Source organism: Paenibacillus abyssi, assembly GCF_014640295.1.
In the GTDB taxonomy this organism is placed as follows: Bacteria; Bacillota; Bacilli; order Paenibacillales; family Paenibacillaceae; genus Paenibacillus_D; species Paenibacillus_D abyssi.
The window spans coordinates 18082-40875 of record NZ_BMGR01000016.1 but is presented as its reverse complement, the minus strand read 5'-3'; the positions used below and the strand labels follow the sequence as shown (position 1 = coordinate 40875).

Below are 22794 nucleotides of genomic sequence, written 5' to 3'. Positions count from 1 at the left end.
TTCTAGGGGGTGCTTTTTCATGGCAGTAAAGGGACAGAAGTTTATACGTTACACGCATGAGGTTAGAGTTGAGGCAATTAGATTGCACTTAGAGGAGGGTTGGACGTATCGCAAGATCATCGAACACTTAGGGATAGCAGACAAAGATCGTATGAAGATATGGATGAGGAAATATCGGAAGTTAGGCGAGTTTGGTCTGCTGGATCGTCGTGGCCGACAAGAAAAATATGTCGATGAGAACCGTCACATCCAAAGCCTTAAACGTGAGAACGATATGCTAAAAAAGTGTTTGAAAATCTGGATGCAGGAGGTGCGTGCCAAAAGTACAGGGCCATTGAACAGGCAACAGAATCTTACGGAGTAGCCGAACTATGCAAGTTGTTTAAGGTCTCACGTAGCGGTTATTACGCTTACTTAAAGCGTAAATCAGTGGATCGTGACAAAGAGCTTAAGGCACTGATTCAAGCCTTATATGCGAAGTATGACGGCAGATATGGATATAGACAGCTTCAACTCTTTCTTCTCCAAGAACATGGCTTGTGGATCAATCATAAGAAGGTTCTGCGGCTTATGCAGGAGCTCGGGATACGCTCTAAAATCCGGCGTAAGCACCGTTGTAACTACGAATCGACTACGGGTGAGCGCGTAGGAGAAAATCTGCTGAAAAGGGATTTTCAGGCGGAGAAACCCAATCAAAAATGGGTAACAGACATCACGCAGTATCGAGTCGCGGATTCCTGGTTGTACCTATCCGCCATTAAAGATTTATTCAATAACGAAATCGTTGCTTACCAGTTGGGTCTACGTAACGACAATCAACTCGTATTAAGGACATTCGAGAAGGCATTTGAAAAGCAAAAAGACGTGACTGGGTTGATCGTTCACAGCGATCAAGGATTCCAGTACACGTCTCACGCTTACCACGACATGCTGCCACAGGCTGGCACCCAAATCAGCATGTCACGCAGAGGCAATTGTCATGACAACGCCTCAATGGAGAGCTTCTTCTCGCATCTCAAAACGGAAGGGCTCTACCTCTATGATATACGAACTATTGAAGAGGCACAAAGACGAATCGAGTCGTACATCAAATTTTATAACGAGGCTAGACCACAAAGAAAACTAAAAAAGCTGACGCCGATAGAGTACCGGCGCCAGCTTGTAGCATAGGTGTTTTTTTCAATGTCCGCTAAATGGGGTCTTGACCAGCTCCCACGGGAGCTTTTTTTGTGCGGATTTTCAATAATTTACCTTAATTGGCTGCGATGGGGTGTAATAGAGTTTGAACTTTTTTCATGATGCCTATTGCTCAATGGGCTTGATTTCGATATAATGTCCACTATAGGAAAACATTTGTCTTTCATAGGAGGACGATTGATGACAGAACGTTATTATGTCGTCCGAGAGGACATTTTGCCTGAAGCGATAGTGAAAACCATTCAGGCAAAGGACATGCTGCAGCGCGGGGAGGCGGCTACGGTTCATGAAGCCGCAGAGCGCGTCGGTTTAAGCCGCAGCGCGTTCTATAAGTACAAGGACGGCATCTATGCGCTGAATCATTTAGAGCGTGAGCGAATTGTAACGATTTCGATGGATCTGGAGCACCGCTCCGGCGTATTATCCAAAGTGCTCGGATTAGTGGCCGGCACGGAGGGCAATGTGCTGACCATTCACCAGAGTATCCCGCTGCAAGGCTTGGCTAATGTAGTTATTTCGGTGGACACGTCGCTGATGGCCCAGCCGTTGTCCGCGCTGATCGATGCGATCAGGCAGCAGGATGGTGTCCGCAAAGCTTCGGTTATAGGGCAAGGATAGAAAATGTATCGTGGAGGAAAAACAATGAAACCGGTAAAAGTAGGCTTGCTCGGTCTCGGCACTGTCGGGACGGGCGTCGTTCGTATTGTGGAAGGACATCAGGAGGATTTGCAAAGTCAGGTCGGTTCGCCGATCGTCATCGAGAAAGTACTGGTCCAGAATCGGAGCAAGGACCGTAACATTCCTATCGATGTTTCCAAATTAACCGAAGATCCGTACGAGATCATACAGGATCCCGAAATAGATGTGATCGTGGAAGTAATGGGCGGCGTAAGCCAGACGAAGGAATATATCTTAGAGGCGCTCTCGCGCGGGAAACATGTCGTGACCGCGAACAAAGATTTGATGGCGCTGCATGGCCCGGAAATTCTCAGAACAGCAAAAGAGAATCAATGCGATGTGCTCTATGAAGCAAGCGTGGCCGGAGGCATCCCGATTATCAGAACGCTGATCGAAGGCTTCTCTTCGGACCGAATCACGAAAATTATGGGTATTGTAAACGGCACGACAAACTATATACTTACAAAAATGACCCAAGAGGGCGCGTCCTACAATGAAGTGCTGAAGGAAGCGCAGCAGCTCGGTTATGCGGAAGCAGACCCAACCTCCGACGTTGAAGGTTTGGACGCCGCGCGCAAAATGACGATCCTGTCTACACTTGGCTTCCGCGCCAATGTTGCGCTGGAGGATGTCACGACAAAGGGGATTTCCGGTGTAAGCAGCGAAGACATTCAATATGCGCAGCGTCTCGGTTACGTTGTAAAGCTGCTCGGGATCGCAGAACGCCAGGATGAATACATCAGCGTGACAGTACAGCCGACCATGGTGAAAAATACGCATCCGATTGCCTCTGTGAACGGCGTATTCAATGCAGTATATGTGTACGGTGAAGCTGTCGGCGAAACGATGTTCTACGGCGCCGGAGCAGGCGAACTGCCTACAGCCACTTCCATTGTGGCGGATTTGGTAGCCGTTGTGAAGAATCTGAAGCTTGGCGTGAACGGCCAGCAGGCCTCAACGGCCTATAAAGAGAAAAAGCTGAAGAGCGATGAGCAGATCGCTTCGAAATACTTCCTGCTGCTGCACGTCGATGATCGTGCCGGCGTGCTTGCGCAAATTACACAGGTTTTTGCCGAATACGAGGTCAGCTTGGAATCGGTGCTTCAACAGCCGAATCCGTCTAATCCGGAAGCGGAAATTATCGTCATCACGCATGATGCCAATAAAGCGGCTATGAATAAAGTTTTGCAAAAGTTTGAATCACTTGATGTCATCCGCAAAGTCAAAAGCGTCTACCGTGTTGAAGGCTAAGGCAGGCTACCCGTCATAGTTAAGCAAAAAGGAGTTATTATTTGTTATGAGATATATGGGTTTGCTTCAAACTTATAAACAATACTTGCCAATCAATGAAAATACACCGATGCTCACGCTTCATGAAGGCAACACACCGCTGGTGAGAGCGGAGAATCTATCCGCAGAGCTGGATTTGGATATTTATTTCAAATACGAGGGCTTGAACCCGACCGGATCGTTCAAGGATCGCGGCATGGTTATGGCTGTTGCCAAAGCAATAGAAGAAGGCAGCAAGACGATCATGTGCGCTTCAACCGGCAACACTTCAGCCGCTGCCGCTGCTTATGCGGCGCGGGCAGGCCTGAACTGCATCGTATTAATCCCGAACAACAATATCGCGCTGGGCAAATTGGCGCAATCGATCATTTACGGAGCGAAGGTTATTGCAATTGATGGCAACTTTGACCGCGCGCTAGAAATTGTTCGTGAGATTACGGCCAAACACCCGATCACGCTGGTAAACTCCGTGAATCCATATCGTATTGAAGGGCAGAAAACAGCGGCCTTCGAGGTAAGCGATCAGCTCGGCAAAGCCCCAGATTATCTGGCAATTCCGGTAGGCAATGCAGGCAACATCACAGCTTATTGGAAGGGTTTCAAGGAATATCATGTTATGGGCAAAATTTCGTCGCTTCCGAAAATGATCGGCTTCGAAGCTGAAGGCGCGATGGCGATTGTGAAGGGTGAACCAATTCTGAATCCGGAGACGATTGCGACCGCCATCCGGATCGGCAATCCGGCAAGCTGGGATACGGCCGTCGCTGCTGCCAAGGAGTCACAAGGCCAAATCAATTATGTAAACGATGAAGAAATTCTCCATGCTTACCGCACGATTGCTTCTCGGGAAGGCGTATTTGCCGAGCCTGCCTCAGCGGCATCGATAGCCGGTGTCATGAAGCTGAAGCGCGAGGGAGTTTTCCACGGCGGAGAAACCGTCGTGTGCGTGCTGACGGGCAACGGGTTGAAGGATCCGAACAATGCCATCAACGCGGTGACAGCTGGGCCGATAGTTGTACAGGATTCGGAGGCTGCTGTTATGGAGGCGATCCGTAAGTTGGAGGGTGAAGGATAATGGATAAGCGTCGGGTCATCGTGAAGGTACCCGCGAGCACGGCAAATCTGGGACCGGGTTTTGATACGCTGGGAATGGCGTTATCCCTGTATGCATGGATTGATATGTCGGTTGCCCGCGGCGAGACACGGATCGATTTATATGGCGGCAGGATGAATGGCGTCCCGCGAGACAAATCGAATTTGATATACAAAGTGGCGCAAATGGTTTTTAAAGAAGCGGGCATTGAGGCTCCTGAACTGAATATTGCGATGTACAGTGATATTCCGCTCACGCGAGGTCTTGGAAGCAGCGCTTCGGCCATTGTTGGTGCACTTACTGCGGCTAATGCTTTGGCAGGCTCCCCGTTATCGATGGAACGGTTATTTCATATGGCGACAGCATTAGAAGGACATCCCGATAATGTCGGGGCGTCGTTGTTTGGCGGTATCGTCGTTGCCTCATGGGATGGGAATGCGGCCAACCATATTCGTTTGGATCCGCATCCGGATCTGGATGTACTTGTGGCGATTCCGGAATTTCAGCTGTCGACGGAGAAAGCGCGGCATGCGCTGCCTGAACAATTCAGCATGAAAGATGCGGTATACAATATCAGTCATAGCTCGATGCTCGTGGCGGCTCTAGCCACAGGAAATCTGGAAATGATCCGTCATGCTATGAAGGACCGGATTCATCAGCCATACCGGGCATCGCTCATTCCCGGCATGTCGCTCATTCTGGAGGAAGCGTGCGATTACGGTGCGCTCGGAGCAGCATTAAGCGGCGCCGGACCGACGCTGCTGTCGCTTGTTGAATCGGGAAGCAGCCGGAAATCGGAGCTTGAACAATTTTTAATCGCAACACTTGAGAAGGAAGGTATTCGCGCGGAGGCCATTTGGTTAAAGCCATGCCTGATCGGTCCGGAAGTGGATCTGCTTGACCGATCCATCGAAGAGATTTCGCTCATGGAGTGGATTAAAGGAGAAGTTAGGGCATGATAAACGTAGCTTTGCTGCCCGAGGGCAGTACCTCCGATGAAGCCGCACGTTACTTGTTTGCAGGCACAGACGTATCATGGAGCTATTATAAACCGATCGCGGATGTGTTTTTGTCTACAACGGGCGGCAGGACGGATTACAGCATTATTCCGATCGAGAACACGATTGAGGGCTCAGTCAGCCTGCATATGGACTGGCTTGTACATGAGGTCGATTTGCCGATTCAAGCGGAATGGGTCTACCCATCCATCCAAAATTTAATCGGTCGCTCGTCGGAATGTTTAAACGAGAACGGCGTGCTCGAGTATGACCGCATCGTAAAGGTGCTTAGCCATCCGGTAGCGATGGCGCAGTGCACAAAGTTTCTACGCGGCAATCTCGCCCACGCAGAATGGGAGCATGTTAGCAGCACCGTGGAAGCGGTACGTTTAGTGAAGGAAAATCCGGGATCAGGCTGGGCTGCGATCGGGACAGAAGCCGGGGCAACCGTGCATGGCCTGGATGTTTTGCAGCGCGGCGTGACCGATCATGACAATAATTTCACGCGATTCTTGCTCGTCGGCAACCGCCCATTCACGGAGCGGAAATCGGACATTCAGAAAACGAGCATTCTGATTGAACTGCCGGAGGATTATCCGGGTGGGCTTCACCAAGTGCTGTCGGCATTTGCTTGGCGCCGGATCAATCTGTCCAAAATTGAGTCCAGGCCGACCAAAAAGATGCTTGGCAATTACTATTTTTACTTAGATATTCTCATGTCTTTAGATTCTGTGTTACTGCCCGCGGCCATACAAGAAATTGAGGCGATTGGCTGCCAGGTTCGCATTTTGGGGTCTTATCCCAGTTTCGTGTATCAACCCTGATTCTTCCCGTTAATCGGAATAAGGCCACGGGAGCTTCCTTGGAGGTGTATGCAGCATATGGCACAGCAGTGGATCTATATGAACGGCGATTTTGTAACAAAATCGATTATGCTGAATATTCCGCTCTCCTTGGAAGAACAATCGGATCCGGACATGCTGGCCCAATCACCACGCATTTACTTTCCGAATTCCGCAAAATCGTTGAGATTGACGGAGTGAAGATCGACTAGTCCTTAAATGATAATCAGCGGGATTACAGGTAGAAATTGACCTGTAATCCCGCTTTTTGTTTTGGAGCGCCCGAATTTTTTTTGCAATTGAGGGGACACCTGCCTATTTTCTGCATAGGATGTAATGATTAGCGGCTGACAGCGACATACTGCAGTCTGCTGTACATGAGAACGTGATAGGAGGTTTACGCCAGGTGAAAATCCATATTGTCAAAAAAGGAGAGTCCCTGTACAGTATTTCCCAGAAGTACGGTGTGGCGCTTGAGGAAGTGGTGAAGCTGAATCCGGGTATTGCAAACCCGGATGAAATCGATGTGGGAATGAAAATCAAGCTCCCATCCTCGCCCGTTCAGCCGGGTGATATGGAAATTATGCATCAGCATGCTGTTCAACAAGGGGATTCTCTCTGGAAGTTATCCAAGGCTTGGGGCATTCCGCTCAGCGATATGATCAAAGCGAATCCGCAGCTGAAAAATCCGAATGTATTATTGTTAGGGGAAGTGGTCAATATTCCTAAGGCCACCGGTGATGCGGGAGGAGCGGCCATTCCGCAGACAGAGCACGAAAGCATGCACTATCAGATGATGTCCCACCCTGAAAAAGTCCCGACACATCCGATTGCGCCGTCAAAACCAAACGAACCGGAAAAGGTTCCGACAGACGTGGTTTCGCCTGTTGCACAGCCGCCTGAAGCTAAGCCGGTACCGGAGCCGGCTCCACTCCCTGCTCCAATCGCTGAGGAAAAACATGCGAAACCGGCTTTTCCGATTCATTTTGAATATCAGCATCAGCATATTGATCTGTTCCAGCATTTCGGCAAGCCGGCAACTGAGGTAATGTCGTCTTACGAGCTGCCGAAAGCGCCTGAATATCCATCACATATCCACCATATGCCTTACGGTATCGGTCCTTCCGTAATGGGAGCTCAGGAGAACTGGCCTTCTCATCCGTTAGCGAACATGAACATGCCGGCAGGCGTAGACAATATGTATCTTGCACCGACAATGAACATGCCTGCAGGCGGAGATAATATGTATCATGCGCCGACAATGAACATGCCGGCAGGCGGAGATAATATGTATCCGGCATCCACCATGAACATACATGCAGGCGCCGAAAATCAGTATCCGATAATGCCCGGTCATGCCGGAATGATGACTGGACCACAAGCAGGAGCTTATGGGTACGGACCGATCGTTTTCCCCCCTTATGCTCCCATACCGCATGATTGTAATCCCGGCTTTAACGCGCCGGTGGCCGGCTTTGGAGGATGGGGTCCCAATCCGCAACTCATGGGATATCCTGCCATGCCGATGCCGTACGCGCATGGATACGGAGGCGGTAATTATCCGTGGGATATGACTCAACCGGCCGAAGCCAAGCCCTGCGGCTGCGACTGTCACGAGAAAAGAGAGCCGGAACAACCGGCTGTGGACACGAGCGGCGAAGCCGTGGTAAAGCAAGAGGCGGTTAAAAAGAGCGCGGTGCGCAAAAAAGAAAAAAAAGCATCCATTCGCACAAAGTCGGCAGCCCGCCAGCAGCCGGTATCCCGCAAAACAGGAAGCATCCCCTGGATTAATAATTAAAACGAAGAACCGCTGCGGTACATGGAGCTGAATGCTCCGGCGCAGCGGTTCTTTTCACAGCATTCCAGCCCTGCGCATAATCGCCCAATCTTCGGAGAGACTAGGAAGAAAAACAAAAGGGGATATCCGTATCATGGAATTCAGCCTTTGGAAACAGCTCAAAAGACGGCTGCGCAGAAGAAGACCGCTGTGGACGTTAGGCAGCTTCATGATTTGTCTATTTGCCGGAATTTTCATCGCTAATCAAACGGCAGCCAGCGCAGCTGTACTGGCTGAACCGCTCAAGTCAGATCTGATTGAAACATTGGCCGAGCAAACGAAGCCGCTTCCCGTTGTTTTGCAGCGGGTATATGTGTGCGGGGAAGAAATCCGTCCGCTTGGCACAATGGATACCCGCTCGATTATCGAGCTGCTGCGTACGCACCCGGAATGGTCGGCTAATATGGACAAGAACGGTGAAGTGAAGCTGGTTGAACAGGTAAATGATCTGTCCGAAGCTTGTAAGCAGAACTCGTTCTTCAGTTTGGACAAGCTTGGCAATCTATCGTTGTTCGAAGGGCCGCCAAAGAAGGAGAAGGTCATACGCACTTTTTTTCAATTGGATGTCCACTATATGGAAAGCAGCTTGCCGAAGAAGCAGCTGGAGGCTCTTACGCGAGGGATCCGTATTACCGATATCGCGGAGTACAATAGTGTTATATCGACATTCAGCGAGTTTGCGCTGGAACCTTCCAGCGAAAAAGTAATGCTGCCCAGCTACTATCAGGAGTGAAGCGCGTCCATATCCATGACCTGTTAGGCGGTAGCGGTGCTTTCCCCAGCAGTTTTCTTAACGTACAAAACCCATCTCTTTACTAACAGGATGAGGGAGTGGCTTGATAATGCCGCTCCCTTTGTTTTTGGTCACAGAGGATTCAGCTCTTGGATAATCCACCATACACAAGTACGAATGCAGCCGATTCGAGCTGCGCTTTTTTATGTCGGCCGTTGCCGTTTTATCCTTGGATGGCAAAACGCGTGTTCTCATTCGCGAGAACATTTGGTATAATGATAGGAAGCTTCATACATAGCGCTTTTTTTGGGGTAAGGAGAGGACATCTTGCGGGTTTTGGGCATTGATCCGGGCATAGCGATCGCCGGATTTGGATTTATCGACAAAATCGGGAACAAGCTGGTTCCTGTACAATATGGTTCCATTGAGACGGAAGCCCACACTCCGGCTGAGACAAGGCTGCTGCAGGTTTACGAATCGATGGGCACGCTTCTGGACAAATACAAGCCGGACGCCATTGCGGTGGAAAAGTTGTTCTTCAACCGTAACGTGACGACGGCTTTTGCTGTTGGACAAGCGCGCGGCGTCATTATATTGGCGGCGGCGCAGCGCGGCATTCAGGTGGCGGAATATACGCCGCTTCAAGTGAAGCAAGCGGTGGTCGGATACGGGAAAGCGGAGAAAAGGCAAGTGCAGGAAATGGTAAAGATGTTTCTCAAGCTTGCCGCTGTACCGAAGCCGGACGATGTGGCAGATGCGCTTGCGATCGCGATTTGCCATGCCCATTCTGCGGTGCTTCAGAATAAAATCAACGAGGTGTCGCGCAGATGATCGATTACATAACGGGCAAAGTTAAACACTGGGAGAGCGAATATATTGTGCTGGATGTGCATGATATTGGCTATCGAGTATTCACCCCGAATCCGTATATTTTCGCCAAGAACGAGGAAGCGGTAACCGTATATACGCATCACCATGTGCGGGAGGACGCGATTCTACTGTTTGGATTCCCGTCGCGCGATGAACAAAAGCTGTTCCGCAAGCTGCTTGAAGTATCAGGAATCGGGCCAAGAGTCGCTTTGGGGATTTTGGCTGGCGGGCGACCGGAGTCGGTGATCGCGGCGATTCAACAGGAGAATATCGCATTTTTGACCAAGCTGCCGGGCATAGGCAAAAAAACGGCACAGCGAATGATTCTCGATTTGAAGGACAAGCTGGACGCCCTGCCGGCTGCGGGGACACCGGGCATTGTATTAGAAATGGACGGCGGATTGGATGCCGGCGATGATCAAGGACAGGAAGCGGCATGGAGAGAGGCGCGGGAAGCGCTCGCCGCACTGGGATACACGCAAGCCGAGCTGGATAAGGCCTGGCACGGACTGCAAAGCTCCATAAGCGCAGAGGAATCGGTTGATTCGTTAATGAAACGCGCGCTGCAATGGTTATACAAAGGCTGACAGGGAGGAGGTAAAGCCAAGTGGACGACAGAATTATTTCCGCCAACCTGATGATGGATGACCAGGCCGTGGAGTTGAGCTTGCGTCCCCGTTATTTGGCCGAATATATCGGGCAAACAAATGTAAAAGAGAATTTGAAGGTATATATCGAAGCGGCGAAAATGCGCAGCGAAGCATTGGATCATGTGCTCTTGTACGGACCGCCGGGTCTTGGCAAAACTACGCTTTCCAACATTATCGCCAATGAGCTTGGCGTTAACCTGAGGACGACATCAGGCCCAGCGATTGAACGTCCGGGCGATTTGGCTGCCATTCTGACGAATTTGCAGGAAGGCGACGTGCTGTTCATTGATGAGATTCACAGGCTTCATCGGACAGTTGAAGAAGTGCTCTATCCGGCGATGGAAGATTTTGCGCTTGATATTATGATCGGCAAAGGACCAAGCGCCCGTTCCGTGCGTTTGGATCTGCCGGCATTCACCTTGATTGGGGCGACAACACGCGCAGGGCTTCTTTCTTCACCGCTTCGCGACCGGTTCGGGGTAGTGAGCCGGTTGGAGTTTTACACCGTTCCCGAGCTTGCATTCATCGTTTCCAGGGCTGCAGACATTCTGGGCGTGGAGATGATCGGTGAAGCAGCCGAGGAGATCGCCATGCGCTCGCGGGGCACGCCGCGGATCGCCAACCGCTTATTGAAGCGGGTGCGTGATTTTGCCCAGGTAAGAGGTGATGGCGTCATTACTTACGAAATGGCAAAATCCGCGCTTGGCCTGATTCAAGTGGATCCCAAAGGCCTGGACCAAATCGATCATAAAATGCTGACTGCAATGATTACGAGCTTTCGCGGCGGTCCGGTTGGCCTGGATACGATCGCGGCAACGATCGGAGAAGAAAGCCAGACGATAGAGGACGTCTATGAACCTTATCTGATGCAGATCGGATTTTTGCAGCGGACACCGCGGGGACGAATCGTTACTCCGCTTGCATACGCTCATCTAGGGTTGCCTGTACCGCAAAATATTGCGGGGCAAGCCGATCCGTCAACTGAAGTTTGATTTTATTAAAGGAGGAACCGCGAATGCAGAGGAGGAATGCAGTGTACTCTTTGTTTCGCAGGACAATCTCCATGCGGAGGTTTTCGGCTGCGCTTGCTGTTATGCTGGTGATTGTTACCGCCGCTTCTGTGTGGCCCTCATACGGGGCCGTGCCTAAACTGGACCAAATTCGGGTCGCTATCTTTCTTAATTTGCCTGGCAAATATACGACAACCGTTCCATCCGTTACGTTCAGCAGTAAGGAGGGACTGGCTATCGGCATTCGCCAGCCGGCAGGAGTGGATGTTTGGTTTCAGGCGGACGCTGCCAAGAAATCCCGTTTTGCGCTGGACGATTACAAGATCTTGATCGGAGAAACGGCTGATTTTAACCGGGCGGTGTCAATGCTCAAGCGTGTGCAAAGCGCCTCCAATGCGGTGTGGCTCACGTCGATTAACAAATCAGGCCAAACGATGTATCAGGTCAAAGAAGGTACTTACCTTTCGGAGGCCGAAGCAAAGACGGCATCGGAGCGTTGGAGCAGAGATGCTGCTTTAATGAACTTAACGTCACAGCAGAAGCCTACCCTGTTCGGCCCATTACACCTTGAAAGCGGCCCTTACGGTTCTATTGCGGCAGCGAAGACTGCCGCTGCGGCGGCAGGCGGAGGCGGAGTGGACGCATTCGTAGTGATGAAGAAGGATTCCGCAGCCGGAGGGCTGCAATATTTCTTGCATGTTGGCGCAGCTGCCAATAAGGCCGCGTTGGATGCAATCAAAACGAAGGCTTCCAATATTGCTTCACTCGGAGCGCTTGTCGAGGCGGACCCGTCAGTCCCTTACCTGCAGCTTCATGACGACTACACGCTTACTCAGAACCTGAACGCTTCCGACGCTTTATACATGTTTGCGGGCAGCAGTACCAAAGTGTGGCTATCCACTGCAGACAGCGCCCGGATTACGCTTGCAGAGCGTTATAACCGTAGCTATCGGGGACAATTCGAGGTTAGCGGATTAAACAACCGCCTTGCGGTTATTAATGAACTCCCTTTTGAACAGTATTTATATTCGGTAGTAGGGGCGGAGATGCCGGCCTCCTGGCATTTGGACGCATTGAAGGCTCAGGCGGTAGCTGCGCGTACTTACGTAGTTAGCAAGGGGTTCGGCTTCCAAATTGCCCATGTCGTTGACGGTGTACTGAGTCAAGCCTATGGCGGTGTCGGGGCAGAGAAGCCTTCCACCATTGAAGCAGTCGATGCAACGGCCGGCGAGGTGATCCTGTACCAAGGGAAAGTTATTGAAGCGCTGTACTCGTCAAGCGCAGGCGGGGCATCTGCCGATGCCAGCGAGATCTGGGGCAATTCGATCCCTTATCTGTTAAGCGTGCCAAGTCCGGATCAGGTTTCTGAGAATGGATTGTATCAATGGTACCGTGTGGTGCTGCCGGATGGAAGAACCGGATATATCCGCGAGGATCTTGTCGTCGGCACGGGAGAGAGGACAGCGGCTGGCAGTCCGGTGATGCGGGTTAAAGGCAATGGCGTATTGGTTCGCCCGATACCGCTCATCCAAAGCGGAGTGGATCCCGTTGCCCAAATCAATGACGGAACGAGAGTCGTCGTATTGGAGAAAGCCGTGCAATCCAATCCGATGTCTTGGGTACGCGGTCCTTTTAGCGCACAAGCGCTGCTGGCTTCGATGAAGGACAGAGTCCGGACTCCGATTTCCGGCGCGATCAGAACCGTTGAGGTTAGCGGACAGGGGCCTTCGGGGCGCGTCACCGCCATCCATGTGAACGGACAGCGCCTGGACATCCGTTATCCGGACACCTTCAGATCGGCATTAGGCGAACTGCCGAGCACCCGCTTTCAAGTGGATGAAACGGGCAGAATCGCAATGCTTGGCGCAGATCGGCAAACCACCGAGCGTCCAGCTGATTCCTCCACGATATATACGGTCGGGGCTGATGGACAGACACGGCCATTGGTACAGGATAATATTTATATTGCTGACGGTTCAGGTAACGTAAGGGCTGCAACGAAGGATCCTCAATTCCGTTTTATCGGACAGGGTAATGGACACGGCGTTGGATTGTCGCAGTGGGGAGCCAAAGGCTTGGCTGACCAAGGGTATGATTACCAGGAAATTTTGAAATACTACTACAAAAATGTAACTATAGCTAAGGAATGAAACAATACTGATGAATGTGGAATGGTTTGATTTTGAATTGCCGGAGCATCTGATTGCCCAGACCCCGCTTGCTGAGCGGACTGCTTCACGACTGCTGACGCTCGACCGTCAAACCGGCCGTATCGGGCATCGCAGCTTTACCGATCTGGCCGAATATTTGAATCCGGGTGATACCCTCGTGTTAAACGATACACGCGTCCTGCCGGCAAGATTGCTCGGCTTTAAACCGGATACCGGAGCACGGATCGAGCTGCTCTTGCTTAAACAGCTGGAGGACAACCGCTGGGAGACACTGGCCAAGCCCGCCAAGCGGTTAAAAGCCGGATCGGAGCTTTGGTTTGGCGACAACGGAACAGGCGGGCCTCTGCTGCGCGCAGTAGTGGAATCGGAAGGCGAGATGGGAGCAAGAACGGTAAAGTTTCACTATACCGGTATTTTTACCGAGATCCTTGAGCAGCTTGGCGAGATGCCTCTTCCGCCTTATATAAGAACCCGGTTGGCAGACAAGGAGCGTTATCAAACGGTCTACGCGAAGCATGAAGGCTCGGCAGCAGCCCCTACAGCAGGACTTCATTTTACCTCTTCTTATTTAAAACAGCTGCAGGACAAAGGAATTAATATTGCTTATGTCACGCTGCATGTCGGATTAGGCACGTTCCGCCCGATGTCGGTAGAACGGATTGAGGATCATGTGATGCATGAAGAGTATTATGATTTGGACGAGAATAATGCACAAAAGATACGGGAAACAAAGGAAAGAGGCGGTCGGATTATTGCTGTAGGCACGACCTCCGCAAGGACACTGGAGACAGTGGCGGGACGTTTTCCCGAAGGCGGCATTCAGGCGTGCAGCGGCTGGACGGGCATCTTCATCTATCCCGGCTACACGTTTCGTTTAGTGGACGCGCTGCTTACTAATTTTCATTTGCCCAAATCGACCCTGGTTATGCTTGTAAGCGCATTGGCCGGACGCGATCCGATCATGCGCGCCTATAAGGAAGCCGTAGAACGTGAGTACAGATTTTTTAGCTTTGGCGATGCGATGTTCATTTACTAAGATTGGAAGCGTGAATAGTGGCGATCAAATACGAATTAATTAAAACCTGTAAACAATCCGGAGCCCGTCTTGGCAGAGTGCATACACCTCATGGTGTCATCGAAACGCCTGCGTTTATGCCGGTCGGGACGCAGGCAACAGTCAAAACGATGAGTCCAGAAGAATTAAAAATGATGGACGCCCATATTATTTTAAGCAATACGTATCATTTGTTCCTCCGTCCTGGACATGAGTTAATCAGACAGGCAGGCGGACTGCATAAATTTATGAATTGGGACCGTCCGATCTTGACCGACAGCGGCGGTTTTCAGGTGTTCAGCTTAAGCGAGATGCGCAAGATTACCGAAGAGGGCGTGCAGTTCCGTTCGCATTTGAATGGCGATAAGCTGTTTATTTCACCGGAAGTTGCAATGGAAATTCAGAATGCGCTCGGATCGGACATCATGATGGCATTTGATGAATGCCCGCCGCATCCGGCGGAGTATGACTACGTCAAGCAATCTTTAGAGCGTACAACCCGCTGGGCGGAGCGCTGCCTGAAAGCCCACAGCCGTCCCGATGATCAGGCATTGTTCGCCATCGTGCAGGGCGGCATGTATGAAGATTTGCGCCGCCAAAGCGCAATGGAGTTGACTTCCATGGATTTCCCGGGGTATGCTATTGGTGGACTGAGCGTCGGTGAACCAAAGGACATCATGTACCAGGTGCTTGATTATACGGTGCCTCTGCTGCCGGCTGCTAAACCGAGATATTTAATGGGGGTCGGTTCTCCGGATGCGCTGTTAGAAGGCTCAATCCGAGGGATCGACATGTTCGATTGCGTTCTCCCGACACGCATTGCCCGCAATGGGACAACGATGACAAGCCAAGGAAGGCTGGTTGTCAGAAATGCGAAGTATGCTAACGATTTCGGACCGCTTGATCCGGAATGCAGTTGTTATACGTGTACGAATTACTCACGCGCTTATATACGCCATCTGATTAAAGCGGATGAAACGTTTGGCATTCGTTTAACAACATACCACAACCTGCACTTTTTATTACAGCTCATGAGGGACGTACGACGGGCGATTGCGGAAGATCGACTGCTTGATTTCCGGGATGCCTTCTTTACGAAGTACGGACTGTTTGATAATGAGAAAGGATTTTGAAGGGGGGGATAGCCATGTATATAGCGAGTGAAGCAGCAGGCGGCGGCAGCTTAATTACGATGCTTGCGCCGTTCGTACTTATGTTTGCGGTATTTTACTTTTTGCTAATTCGTCCGCAGCAGAAGAAACAAAAAACTCGTACTCTGATGCTCAACCAACTGAAGAAAGGTGACAAAGTCACCACGATCGGTGGTTTGCATGGGACAATTCAAGAAATTTCAGACGACGTTGTCGTACTTCGTGTAAACGACTCAACGAAGCTGACTTTTGATCGCAGTGCGATCAATAATGTAACTGCTAGCGCAGCAGCAACAGAATAATGGTACAGGATAAACCGCCTCTCAAGTGATTCTTTCGCTTGAGAGGCGGTTTTTTGTGTGCAATTCCACATAATCATGAACATATTGGGACAACGTAAAGGATAACCGTCCGTCATCTCTTATGAAGCTGCAGACGTCCAGATCCATTACGCATGGGGAGTGAAATGAGCAATGCCATTGGAAAATATAAATGGAGCTGTTATGCATTACCGAGTACAAGGAGAAGGCATTCCGATTCTATTTATTCACCCGCCGTTATTAACAAGCGCCAACTTTCGGTATCAGCAGGTACAGCTTTCGAATGAGTTCCAGGTCATTACCTTCGATATCAGGGGACACGGCCAGAGCGGAAGATCTAATGTTCCGATTACATATGAGCTGATTGTCGAAGACATGAAGCAGCTGATGGATCGGCTGAAAATTAAACAGGCGTATATTTGCGGTTATTCTACAGGCGGTTCCATTGCTTTAGAAGCGATGCTGACACACCCGGAACGGTTTATGGGCGGAATTATGGTAAGCGCGATGTCTGAAGTGAGTGATTTTGTGCTTAAGAACCGGATTCGCATTGCGGTTGGCTTGTCGCGATGGAAAGCGGCAATTCGTTTGCTGATGCTGGGGATAACATGGGGCAACTCGGACGGTGTAAAGACGTTTAGAAACTTGCTTCGGGATTCCAAACGCGGCAATGTCGCTAATATTAATCAATACTACAAATATAGCCTGGGCTACAGCTGCACAAAAAACTTATCGCTCATCAAAGCGCCGGTGCTTCTGTTGTACGGGAAGAAGGATTGGAGCTTTAAGCGCTATCGGAAAAAGCTTCAGGAAGGGTTAACCCGATATGATCTCATGATCTTCGAGGATGAGAAGCATCAGCTTCCGACTAAAGCAGCCGACGAGATGAATGAAATCATCAGACGCTGGATTCGGGTGCATCAGTATAATATAAACCATAAAGGCACAGCGCCTATTGTCACGCCGAAAGCATTTATGTTTGAAGATCAATCCCAGCTTGAGACAACAAAATTTACGGAGTCTCACAGTCCTCCATTTGGACGTCTATAGCCCATGTATCGGATAGCCGGTTGCAGCGCCGATTGTTATGATGTACGATTTAGTTGCTGGGCTATCAATGGGCCTGGAGACGGAGGAGTTCCATGCTTCAAACAACACCGCTTATACAAGTCGGTTCCATCGTGCTGTCGGTCGTCGCCGGGATGACTTTAATCATCCTTCGACTGAGAGCGACGAAACAACCGACCACTTTAAAAAAGATCATTATGCCGCCAATCGGGATGGCAACCGGATTTATTATGTTTGCGTTGCCGATGATGCATATTCCCTGGATCTGGGGGCTTTCCGCGTTCGGTACGGGGATGCTTATATTTGCATTTCCGCTTATCGTTACGACCAGACTGGAAAAAAGAGATTCGGATATATTTGTCATTCGTTCAAAAGCGTTTATTTTTATCATCCTTGCTCTGTTCATCATAAGGCTCGCGCTTCATAACGTTGTGGAGCACTATATGACGATTCCGCAGACAGGCGCCATTTTCTATTTGCTCGCTTTCGGCATGATTATCCCTTGGCGGATCGCGATGTTAAGTGAATTTCTCCGGCTGCAAAAGCTGCAAACCTAGTATGTAAGGAGCAGGCCGAAAGTGTCAGGAGACAGCTTGTTTTTTATATTTCTTTAAAAAAATGAAACCAAATTGCCCGCTGATGCGTATTATAACAGAACCATTTTTAGCGCACTGTATTCATTCACCAGCAATTTTTTCAGGTATCCACATGTCACCGTACCGAATGAGACGAACATACTCGCGCGGTTGAAAACGATCCAGACGTTTCGGTGTTTCTCCAGAATAGATGTTATACTCCTTCATAATATCTGTGTAATACAGATCAACATTACGGCTGTTTCGATCAGCCAGCCAGCCCCATAACAGCAACACGATGAAAACGGCGGCGCAAGCGGCTGCTTTTTTTATGATCATTTGAGATCACTCCTTGCTTAAAGCTGTTTCTATATAGAATGGACATTACCGCTTTGTTTTTATACTGTTGCATTGGAAATGGGAGTGCATCTGTAAAAGCGAGAGGCTGAAGGGATGCGGATGAATTTGGTTAAATGGGAAAGAAGAGTTTATTATTAATATTCGCCTCGTGTATAATTGACATGATTTGTTTGAGGCGTTTTGCAAATAGTATAGATAGTATTCGAATGGGGGTATGACGGTTGTCTCTGCTTCATGCTGTAATCTTACTGCCTTTTGCTTTTGCGGTCATCGTGCCGCTGCTCCACAAGTACATAAACAAGCTGCACACCGGGTGGTTTGTCCTGCCCGTGCCAGTACTGCTGCTCACTTATTTTTTGCAGCGCATTTCTCAGGTCCAGGACGGACGGGTGATAGAGGAATCGATTCCATGGATTCCTTCGCTTAACATTCATTTTACGGCCTATCTAGACGGATTGAGTCTGTTATTCTCACTGCTTATAACCGGGATTGGCTCACTTGTCGTTCTCTATTCCATTTATTACATGTCCAAAGACAAGGAAGCAATTCACCGCTTCTATGTTTACTTGCTGATCTTCATGGGCGCGATGCTCGGGGTTGTTTTATCCGATAATCTGATCGTGCTCTATGGATTTTGGGAATTGACAAGCCTTTCGTCATTCCTTCTCATCGCATTCTGGTACCAGCGTGAGAGATCGCGTTACGGGGCTTTAAAATCGATGTTAATTACGGTCTTTGGCGGTTTTGCCATGCTTGCCGGATTTATTTTGCTCTACATCATGTCCGGCAGCTTCAGCGTGAGAGAAATTATTGCGGAACTGGGGACAGTGACAGAGCATAGCTTGTTTATCCCTGCGATGCTGCTTGTTTTGCTGGGCGCATTTACCAAATCCGCTCAATTCCCTTTCCATATCTGGCTTCCGGATGCCATGGAGGCACCTACGCCTGTCAGTGCTTATTTGCACTCGGCAACGATGGTAAAAGCCGGCATCTATCTGGTAGCAAGATTGAGCCCGATTTTCGCTGGTGACGCCACTTGGTTCTGGCTCGTATCCGGATTCGGCCTTGTGACGCTGATGTGGGGCTCTTATTCCGCAGTCAAGCAAACCGATCTGAAAGCAATCCTCGCGTTTTCCACGATCAGCCAGTTAGGCTTAATCATGTCACTGCTTGGTTTAGGCTCGGCTGCCGTTTATTTCGGTTACGGGGAGCAATCAGCGATTTACACAGGCGCCATCACTGCTGCCATCTTCCACTTAATTAATCATGCAACGTTCAAAGGGGCGTTGTTCATGGTGGCCGGTATTGTTGATCACGAGACAGGGACGCGGGATATCCGTAAGCTGGGCGGCTTGATGTCGCTGATGCCGATTACCTTTACCTTGGCCTTGATCGGAACCTTCTCTATGGCTGGGCTGCCGCCGTTTAACGGGTTTCTAAGTAAAGAAATGTTCTTTACAGCCGTACTTAAAGCTTCACAGCTGGACATCTTTAACGTACAGTCGGTTGGTGTGCTGATACCGGTCGTGGCTTGGTTAGCAAGTATATTAACGTTTGTTTACAGCATGATTATCGTGTTCAAAACCTTTACGGGGAAGTACCAGCCGGAGAAGCTGGAGAAAAAACCGCACGAGGCGCCGCTTGGCATGCTGCTGCCGCCGGCTGTGCTGGCCTCGCTTGTTATTGTATTCGGTCTGTTTCCAAACCTGCTCGCTTATTCCATTATTGAACCGGCGATGGTCTCGATTTTGCCTTCATTGGCCGATGAATTTATCGTCAAAATCAGCTTTTGGCATGGTTGGTCTACAGAATTGTTCATGACAATCGGCGTGGTTGGGATTGGCGTTTTACTGTACCTGACACTTCAAAGGTGGCAGAAGGTGTACAATGTGCTGCCAGGTAAACTAAGCTTTAATCGCCTATATGATCGTGCATTGAGCACACTTGAAAATAGCTCTTTGCGAATGACGAACAGCTATATGACAGGTTCCATCCGTCATTATATGATCTACATTTTCGCTTTTTTCATTGCTGTACTTGGCTATTTGCTGTTCAAGCTTGATGTGTTCAATTGGCGGAATGCCGAGCTTGCAGAGCTGTCTATTTACGAAGTTGTGTTAACGGCAGTATTGGTTGCCGCGACGCTCGCCGTGCCATTTGCCCAAAAAAGATTAACTGCGATTATACTGGTCGGAGCGGTTGGTTACATGATCGTGTTGTTTTTCGTTATCTTAAGCGCACCGGATCTGGCACTGACACAGATGATCGTAGAAACTGTATCCGTAACGTTGTTCCTGTTATGTTTCTACCATCTTCCCAAGCTGAGAAAAGAGATCACTTCGATTCCGTTTAAGCTGACGAATGCGATCATTTCAGTAGGAGTGGGCGTCATTGTTACGGCCATCGCGCTGGCTGTGACCAATAATCGATTGTTTGATTCGATTTCAAAGTATTATCTTGAAGAGAGTTATAATTCGGCCGGCGGGAACAATGTTGTAAACGTCATTCTCGTTGATTTCCGGGGCTTTGATACTTTGCTTGAAATCATGGTGCTCGGGATCGCTTCCCTTGGGATCTACAGCATGATTAAACTTCGGCATACCGATGAACCATTGGACAAGCGTCATGGACGGACAAAAACGGACAAAGGAGGGAAAGCGTAATGAACAACGGTGATGTCATATTGCAAACATCAACGAAAATTATCCTTTTCATTATCATTACATTTTCCGCTTATTTGTTCTTTGCCGGACATCATAATCCCGGTGGAGGCTTTATTGGCGGATTAATGTCGGCATCTGCTCTGGTGCTGCTTGCGCTCGCGTTTGATTTGAAAACGGTCCGCAAGGTTATTCCAGTGAATTATCGGGTGCTTACAGCATTGGGATTGCTGTTGGCTGTCCTGACAGGTGTTGGATCCTTTGTGTTCGATGTCCCGTTTCTTAGCCACACATTCGGATATTTTGACCTGCCGCTGCTCGGGAAGACAGAGCTAGCCACGGCTGTATTGTTTGATCTGGGCGTTTATTTGGCGGTAGTGGGTGTAACGATGACGATCATTTTATCGATAGGGGAGGATACATAGCGATGGAAATTATGATGTCAATCGCTACCGGCGTTTTGTTTATGGTCGGTACCTACCTTATTTTGTCACGCAGCTTGCTGCGCATCATACTGGGCACTTCATTGATTACGCATGGCGTTCATCTGCTTCTCTTAACGATGTCCCGTCTCAAGACGGGGGCAGCTCCGCTGCTCGGCCAAGAAGCTGCAGCGTATACAGATCCATTGCCGCAAGCATTGATCCTTACATCGATTGTCATTAACTTTGGCGTCACCTCTTTCTTCTTCGTGCTTGCCTACCGGGCATACCAAGAGCTGGGGACAGACAATATGGAAGAGTTAAGGGGAGGAGACGATGAGTAATATCATTATCATGCCGCTGCTGATCCCGCTGTTCACAGCGATTCTGCTTGTCTTTTTTCAAAAGCAAGCGGCTGTACAGCGTTGGATTGGCGGAATAAGCGTACTTGGGAATATAGCAATGTCTGCCTATATCGTGCATCAGGTTTACCTGGAGGGGATTCTAACCCTGAATTTGAGCGGATGGCTGGCACCGTACGGAATTGTTTTCGTATCGGACATGTTCGCCGCATTGCTTGTGCTAACTACAAACATAGTTGGTGCCGCTTGTCTGTTTTTCGCTTACCGCACAATCGGCAAGGAGAAGGAAAAGTATTATTTTTACCCGTTCTTTCATTTTCTGCTGGTAGGGGTCATTGGGTCTTTTCTGACGGGCGATATTTTTAATCTGTTCGTCTGTTTTGAAGTGATGCTTATTTCCTCTTACGCCCTTATCGTATTGGGGGGGACGAAGCGTCAGCTCAGAGAGTCCATAAAGTACATTTTAATTAATATTTTTTCTTCAGCGCTGTTTGTTGCTTCCGTCGCTTATTTATACGGCACGGTAGGGACGCTAAATTTGGCGCATTTATCCGAACGTGTCGCTGAAGCGGGGCAAGGCGGCATGCTGACGATTATTTCAGTATTATTTCTTATCGTGTTCGGCCTTAAGGCGGGTTTGTTGCTCTTTTTCTGGCTTCCAGGCTCATACAGTGTACCGGCTACAGCCGTAACCGCTTTGTTCGGAGGGCTGCTGACAAAGGTAGGCGTATACGCAATTGTTCGTTTATTTACTCTTGTTTTTTATCATGACCAGGGGATAACCCATGTGCTGATTGGCGGACTTGCAGCAGTTACGATGATACTAGGCGTTATCGGGGCCGTTGCCTATAAAGACGTGAATCGCATTTTGATCTACAACATCATCGCCGGAATCGGCTTCATTGTCTTTGGAGTAGCAATTGCTAACACTTCCGCACTTGAAGGCACGATCTTTTATCTTATTCACGATATGGTTGTAAAAGCTTTGCTGTTCCTGCTCGGCGGAACCTTGATTGCGGTGGCGGGGACGGAACAGCTTAGAGAGATGGGCGGCCTGATCAAACGTTACCCTCTGCTGGGCTGGCTGTTCTTCGTGGCTGCGATGGCGCTTGTCGGAGTGCCCCCTTTAAGCGGGTTTATCGGGAAGCTGCTGATTGTTCGCGGAGGCCTGGAGGATGGATGGTACTGGATATCCGGGATCGGCTTGGCATCCTCACTGCTTATGCTCTACTCGATGATGAAAATATTCATGTCTGCCTTCTGGGGAGAGGAGAAGTCGGGTGTTCAACCTAAGGTTTCCGTAAAAGGACTGCTGGCTCCTTCGGTCTGTTTGACCGTACTGGTTATTTTCCTAGGCGTAGGCGCGGAGTGGGTATATCCTTATGTCTCAATGGCAGCTGAAGTGCTGGCAGAACCACAGCAGTACATCCAAGCGGTGTTAAAGGAGTAGATG

General features: G+C 49.6%; 23 protein-coding genes and 1 pseudogene. 23 read left to right on the top strand and 1 reads right to left on the bottom strand.

Going from position 1 to position 22794, the window contains the following annotated elements; all coding sequences use genetic code 11:
• Nucleotides 1-19: 19 nt before the first annotated feature.
• The 19 genes and pseudogenes from IEW11_RS20625 to IEW11_RS20535 all read left to right on the top strand — a co-directional run bounded on the left by IEW11_RS20625 (nt 20) and on the right by IEW11_RS20535 (nt 17519).
• Nucleotides 20-364 carry a helix-turn-helix domain-containing protein gene (locus IEW11_RS20625; RefSeq protein ID WP_188532971.1) on the top strand — a complete coding sequence of 115 codons (345 nt, stop codon included), beginning with the start codon at nt 20-22 and terminating at the stop codon, nt 362-364.
• Entirely contained in the window at nt 286-1170 is an 885-nt protein-coding gene (locus IEW11_RS20620) for an IS3 family transposase (RefSeq protein ID WP_188532970.1), read from the top strand. The genes IEW11_RS20625 and IEW11_RS20620 overlap by 79 nt, the downstream gene beginning before the upstream one ends.
• 207 nt (nt 1171-1377) lie before the next feature.
• Nucleotides 1378-1815, top strand: a complete 438-nt coding sequence (locus tag IEW11_RS20615; protein WP_188532969.1) for an ACT domain-containing protein — start codon at nt 1378-1380, stop codon at nt 1813-1815.
• 24 nt (nt 1816-1839) lie between these two features.
• Nucleotides 1840-3126 carry a homoserine dehydrogenase gene (locus IEW11_RS20610; RefSeq protein ID WP_188532968.1) on the top strand — a complete coding sequence of 429 codons (1287 nt, stop codon included), beginning with the start codon at nt 1840-1842 and terminating at the stop codon, nt 3124-3126.
• A 46-nt stretch (nt 3127-3172) separates the two neighbouring features.
• Nucleotides 3173-4240, top strand: a complete 1068-nt coding sequence (gene thrC / locus IEW11_RS20605; protein WP_188532967.1) for a threonine synthase — start codon at nt 3173-3175, stop codon at nt 4238-4240.
• Nucleotides 4240-5217 carry a homoserine kinase gene (thrB, locus tag IEW11_RS20600; protein WP_188532966.1) on the top strand — a complete coding sequence of 326 codons (978 nt, stop codon included), beginning with the start codon at nt 4240-4242 and terminating at the stop codon, nt 5215-5217. Before thrC ends, thrB begins: the two co-directional genes overlap by 1 nt.
• Nucleotides 5214-6080: a prephenate dehydratase gene (gene pheA, locus IEW11_RS20595; protein WP_188532965.1), complete on the top strand. Its 867-nt coding sequence runs from the start codon at nt 5214-5216 to the stop codon at nt 6078-6080. Before thrB ends, pheA begins: the two co-directional genes overlap by 4 nt.
• 131 nt (nt 6081-6211) lie before the next feature.
• A pseudogene (locus tag IEW11_RS25030) lies at nt 6212-6310 on the top strand (branched-chain amino acid aminotransferase); the annotation flags it as partial.
• A gap of 194 nt (nt 6311-6504) precedes the next feature.
• Nucleotides 6505-7896, top strand: a complete 1392-nt coding sequence (locus IEW11_RS25240) for a LysM peptidoglycan-binding domain-containing protein (RefSeq protein WP_188532963.1) — start codon at nt 6505-6507, stop codon at nt 7894-7896.
• Between the two features lie 133 nt (nt 7897-8029).
• A complete protein-coding gene (locus IEW11_RS20580; protein WP_188532962.1) occupies nt 8030-8668 on the top strand; it encodes a BofC C-terminal domain-containing protein in 639 nt (212 codons plus the stop codon).
• Between the two features lie 327 nt (nt 8669-8995).
• A complete protein-coding gene (gene ruvC, locus IEW11_RS20575) occupies nt 8996-9499 on the top strand; it encodes a crossover junction endodeoxyribonuclease RuvC (RefSeq protein WP_188532961.1) in 504 nt (167 codons plus the stop codon).
• The gene (ruvA, locus tag IEW11_RS20570; protein ID WP_188532960.1) at nt 9496-10125 is read left to right on the top strand and encodes a Holliday junction branch migration protein RuvA; all 630 of its coding nucleotides are present in this window, start codon (nt 9496-9498) and stop codon (nt 10123-10125) included. Before ruvC ends, ruvA begins: the two co-directional genes overlap by 4 nt.
• A 20-nt stretch (nt 10126-10145) precedes the next feature.
• Nucleotides 10146-11180, top strand: a complete 1035-nt coding sequence (ruvB, locus tag IEW11_RS20565; protein ID WP_188532959.1) for a Holliday junction branch migration DNA helicase RuvB — start codon at nt 10146-10148, stop codon at nt 11178-11180.
• Nucleotides 11181-11203: 23 nt separating this feature from the next.
• Complete coding sequence (locus tag IEW11_RS20560; protein WP_188532958.1) at nt 11204-13348, top strand: SpoIID/LytB domain-containing protein; 2145 nt, start codon at nt 11204-11206, stop codon at nt 13346-13348.
• Between the two features lie 10 nt (nt 13349-13358).
• On the top strand, nt 13359-14405 hold the full coding sequence (gene queA / locus IEW11_RS20555; protein ID WP_188532957.1) for a tRNA preQ1(34) S-adenosylmethionine ribosyltransferase-isomerase QueA: 1047 nt from the start codon (nt 13359-13361) through the stop codon (nt 14403-14405).
• A 14-nt stretch (nt 14406-14419) separates the two neighbouring features.
• On the top strand, nt 14420-15556 hold the full coding sequence (gene tgt / locus IEW11_RS20550) for a tRNA guanosine(34) transglycosylase Tgt (RefSeq protein ID WP_188533046.1): 1137 nt from the start codon (nt 14420-14422) through the stop codon (nt 15554-15556).
• A gap of 14 nt (nt 15557-15570) precedes the next feature.
• Nucleotides 15571-15876 carry a preprotein translocase subunit YajC gene (gene yajC, locus IEW11_RS20545; RefSeq protein ID WP_188532956.1) on the top strand — a complete coding sequence of 102 codons (306 nt, stop codon included), beginning with the start codon at nt 15571-15573 and terminating at the stop codon, nt 15874-15876.
• Between the two features lie 171 nt (nt 15877-16047).
• Nucleotides 16048-16944, top strand: coding sequence for an alpha/beta fold hydrolase (locus IEW11_RS20540; RefSeq protein ID WP_188532955.1), 897 nt, complete (start codon nt 16048-16050; stop codon nt 16942-16944).
• Nucleotides 16945-17036: 92 nt separating this feature from the next.
• Nucleotides 17037-17519: a CcdC family protein gene (locus IEW11_RS20535; protein ID WP_188532954.1), complete on the top strand. Its 483-nt coding sequence runs from the start codon at nt 17037-17039 to the stop codon at nt 17517-17519.
• Between the two features lie 120 nt (nt 17520-17639).
• Here the strand turns inward: IEW11_RS20535 and IEW11_RS20530 are convergent, their stop codons facing one another.
• Nucleotides 17640-17876, bottom strand: coding sequence for a hypothetical protein (locus tag IEW11_RS20530; RefSeq protein WP_188532953.1), 237 nt, complete (start codon nt 17874-17876; stop codon nt 17640-17642).
• Nucleotides 17877-18118: 242 nt separating this feature from the next.
• Here IEW11_RS20530 and IEW11_RS20525 point away from each other — a divergent pair, with 242 nt between their 5' ends.
• Genes IEW11_RS20525 through IEW11_RS20510 form a run of 4 tightly spaced genes read left to right on the top strand, consistent with a single transcriptional unit; the run spans nt 18119 to nt 22791 of the window.
• Nucleotides 18119-20560: a Na+/H+ antiporter subunit A gene (locus tag IEW11_RS20525; protein ID WP_188532952.1), complete on the top strand. Its 2442-nt coding sequence runs from the start codon at nt 18119-18121 to the stop codon at nt 20558-20560.
• Nucleotides 20560-20982, top strand: coding sequence for a Na(+)/H(+) antiporter subunit B (locus IEW11_RS20520; protein ID WP_188532951.1), 423 nt, complete (start codon nt 20560-20562; stop codon nt 20980-20982). The genes IEW11_RS20525 and IEW11_RS20520 overlap by 1 nt, the downstream gene beginning before the upstream one ends.
• A gap of 2 nt (nt 20983-20984) precedes the next feature.
• Nucleotides 20985-21323, top strand: a complete 339-nt coding sequence (locus IEW11_RS20515) for a Na(+)/H(+) antiporter subunit C (protein WP_188532950.1) — start codon at nt 20985-20987, stop codon at nt 21321-21323.
• Nucleotides 21316-22791 (top strand): Na+/H+ antiporter subunit D, encoded by a 1476-nt coding sequence (locus tag IEW11_RS20510; RefSeq protein ID WP_188532949.1) that lies wholly within the window; start codon nt 21316-21318, stop codon nt 22789-22791. The genes IEW11_RS20515 and IEW11_RS20510 overlap by 8 nt, the downstream gene beginning before the upstream one ends.
• Nucleotides 22792-22794 lie beyond the last annotated feature (3 nt).

What these genes read in the sequence shown, in the direction of transcription:
- IEW11_RS20625 (WP_188532971.1), top strand. Translation starts at nt 20, where the DNA reads ATGGCAGTAAAGGGACAGAAGTTTATACGTTACACGCATGAGGTTAGA.
- IEW11_RS20615 (WP_188532969.1), top strand. Translation starts at nt 1,378, where the DNA reads ATGACAGAACGTTATTATGTCGTCCGAGAGGACATTTTGCCTGAAGCG.
- IEW11_RS20610 (WP_188532968.1), top strand. Translation starts at nt 1,840, where the DNA reads ATGAAACCGGTAAAAGTAGGCTTGCTCGGTCTCGGCACTGTCGGGACG.
- thrC (WP_188532967.1), top strand. Translation starts at nt 3,173, where the DNA reads ATGAGATATATGGGTTTGCTTCAAACTTATAAACAATACTTGCCAATC.
- thrB (WP_188532966.1), top strand. Translation starts at nt 4,240, where the DNA reads ATGGATAAGCGTCGGGTCATCGTGAAGGTACCCGCGAGCACGGCAAAT.
- pheA (WP_188532965.1), top strand. Translation starts at nt 5,214, where the DNA reads ATGATAAACGTAGCTTTGCTGCCCGAGGGCAGTACCTCCGATGAAGCC.
- IEW11_RS20580 (WP_188532962.1), top strand. Translation starts at nt 8,030, where the DNA reads ATGGAATTCAGCCTTTGGAAACAGCTCAAAAGACGGCTGCGCAGAAGA.
- ruvA (WP_188532960.1), top strand. Translation starts at nt 9,496, where the DNA reads ATGATCGATTACATAACGGGCAAAGTTAAACACTGGGAGAGCGAATAT.
- IEW11_RS20560 (WP_188532958.1), top strand. Translation starts at nt 11,204, where the DNA reads ATGCAGAGGAGGAATGCAGTGTACTCTTTGTTTCGCAGGACAATCTCC.
- queA (WP_188532957.1), top strand. Translation starts at nt 13,359, where the DNA reads ATGAATGTGGAATGGTTTGATTTTGAATTGCCGGAGCATCTGATTGCC.
- yajC (WP_188532956.1), top strand. Translation starts at nt 15,571, where the DNA reads ATGTATATAGCGAGTGAAGCAGCAGGCGGCGGCAGCTTAATTACGATG.
- IEW11_RS20540 (WP_188532955.1), top strand. Translation starts at nt 16,048, where the DNA reads ATGCCATTGGAAAATATAAATGGAGCTGTTATGCATTACCGAGTACAA.
- IEW11_RS20535 (WP_188532954.1), top strand. Translation starts at nt 17,037, where the DNA reads ATGCTTCAAACAACACCGCTTATACAAGTCGGTTCCATCGTGCTGTCG.
- IEW11_RS20530 (WP_188532953.1), bottom strand. Translation starts at nt 17,876, where the DNA reads ATGATCATAAAAAAAGCAGCCGCTTGCGCCGCCGTTTTCATCGTGTTG.
- IEW11_RS20520 (WP_188532951.1), top strand. Translation starts at nt 20,560, where the DNA reads ATGAACAACGGTGATGTCATATTGCAAACATCAACGAAAATTATCCTT.
- IEW11_RS20515 (WP_188532950.1), top strand. Translation starts at nt 20,985, where the DNA reads ATGGAAATTATGATGTCAATCGCTACCGGCGTTTTGTTTATGGTCGGT.
- IEW11_RS20510 (WP_188532949.1), top strand. Translation starts at nt 21,316, where the DNA reads ATGAGTAATATCATTATCATGCCGCTGCTGATCCCGCTGTTCACAGCG.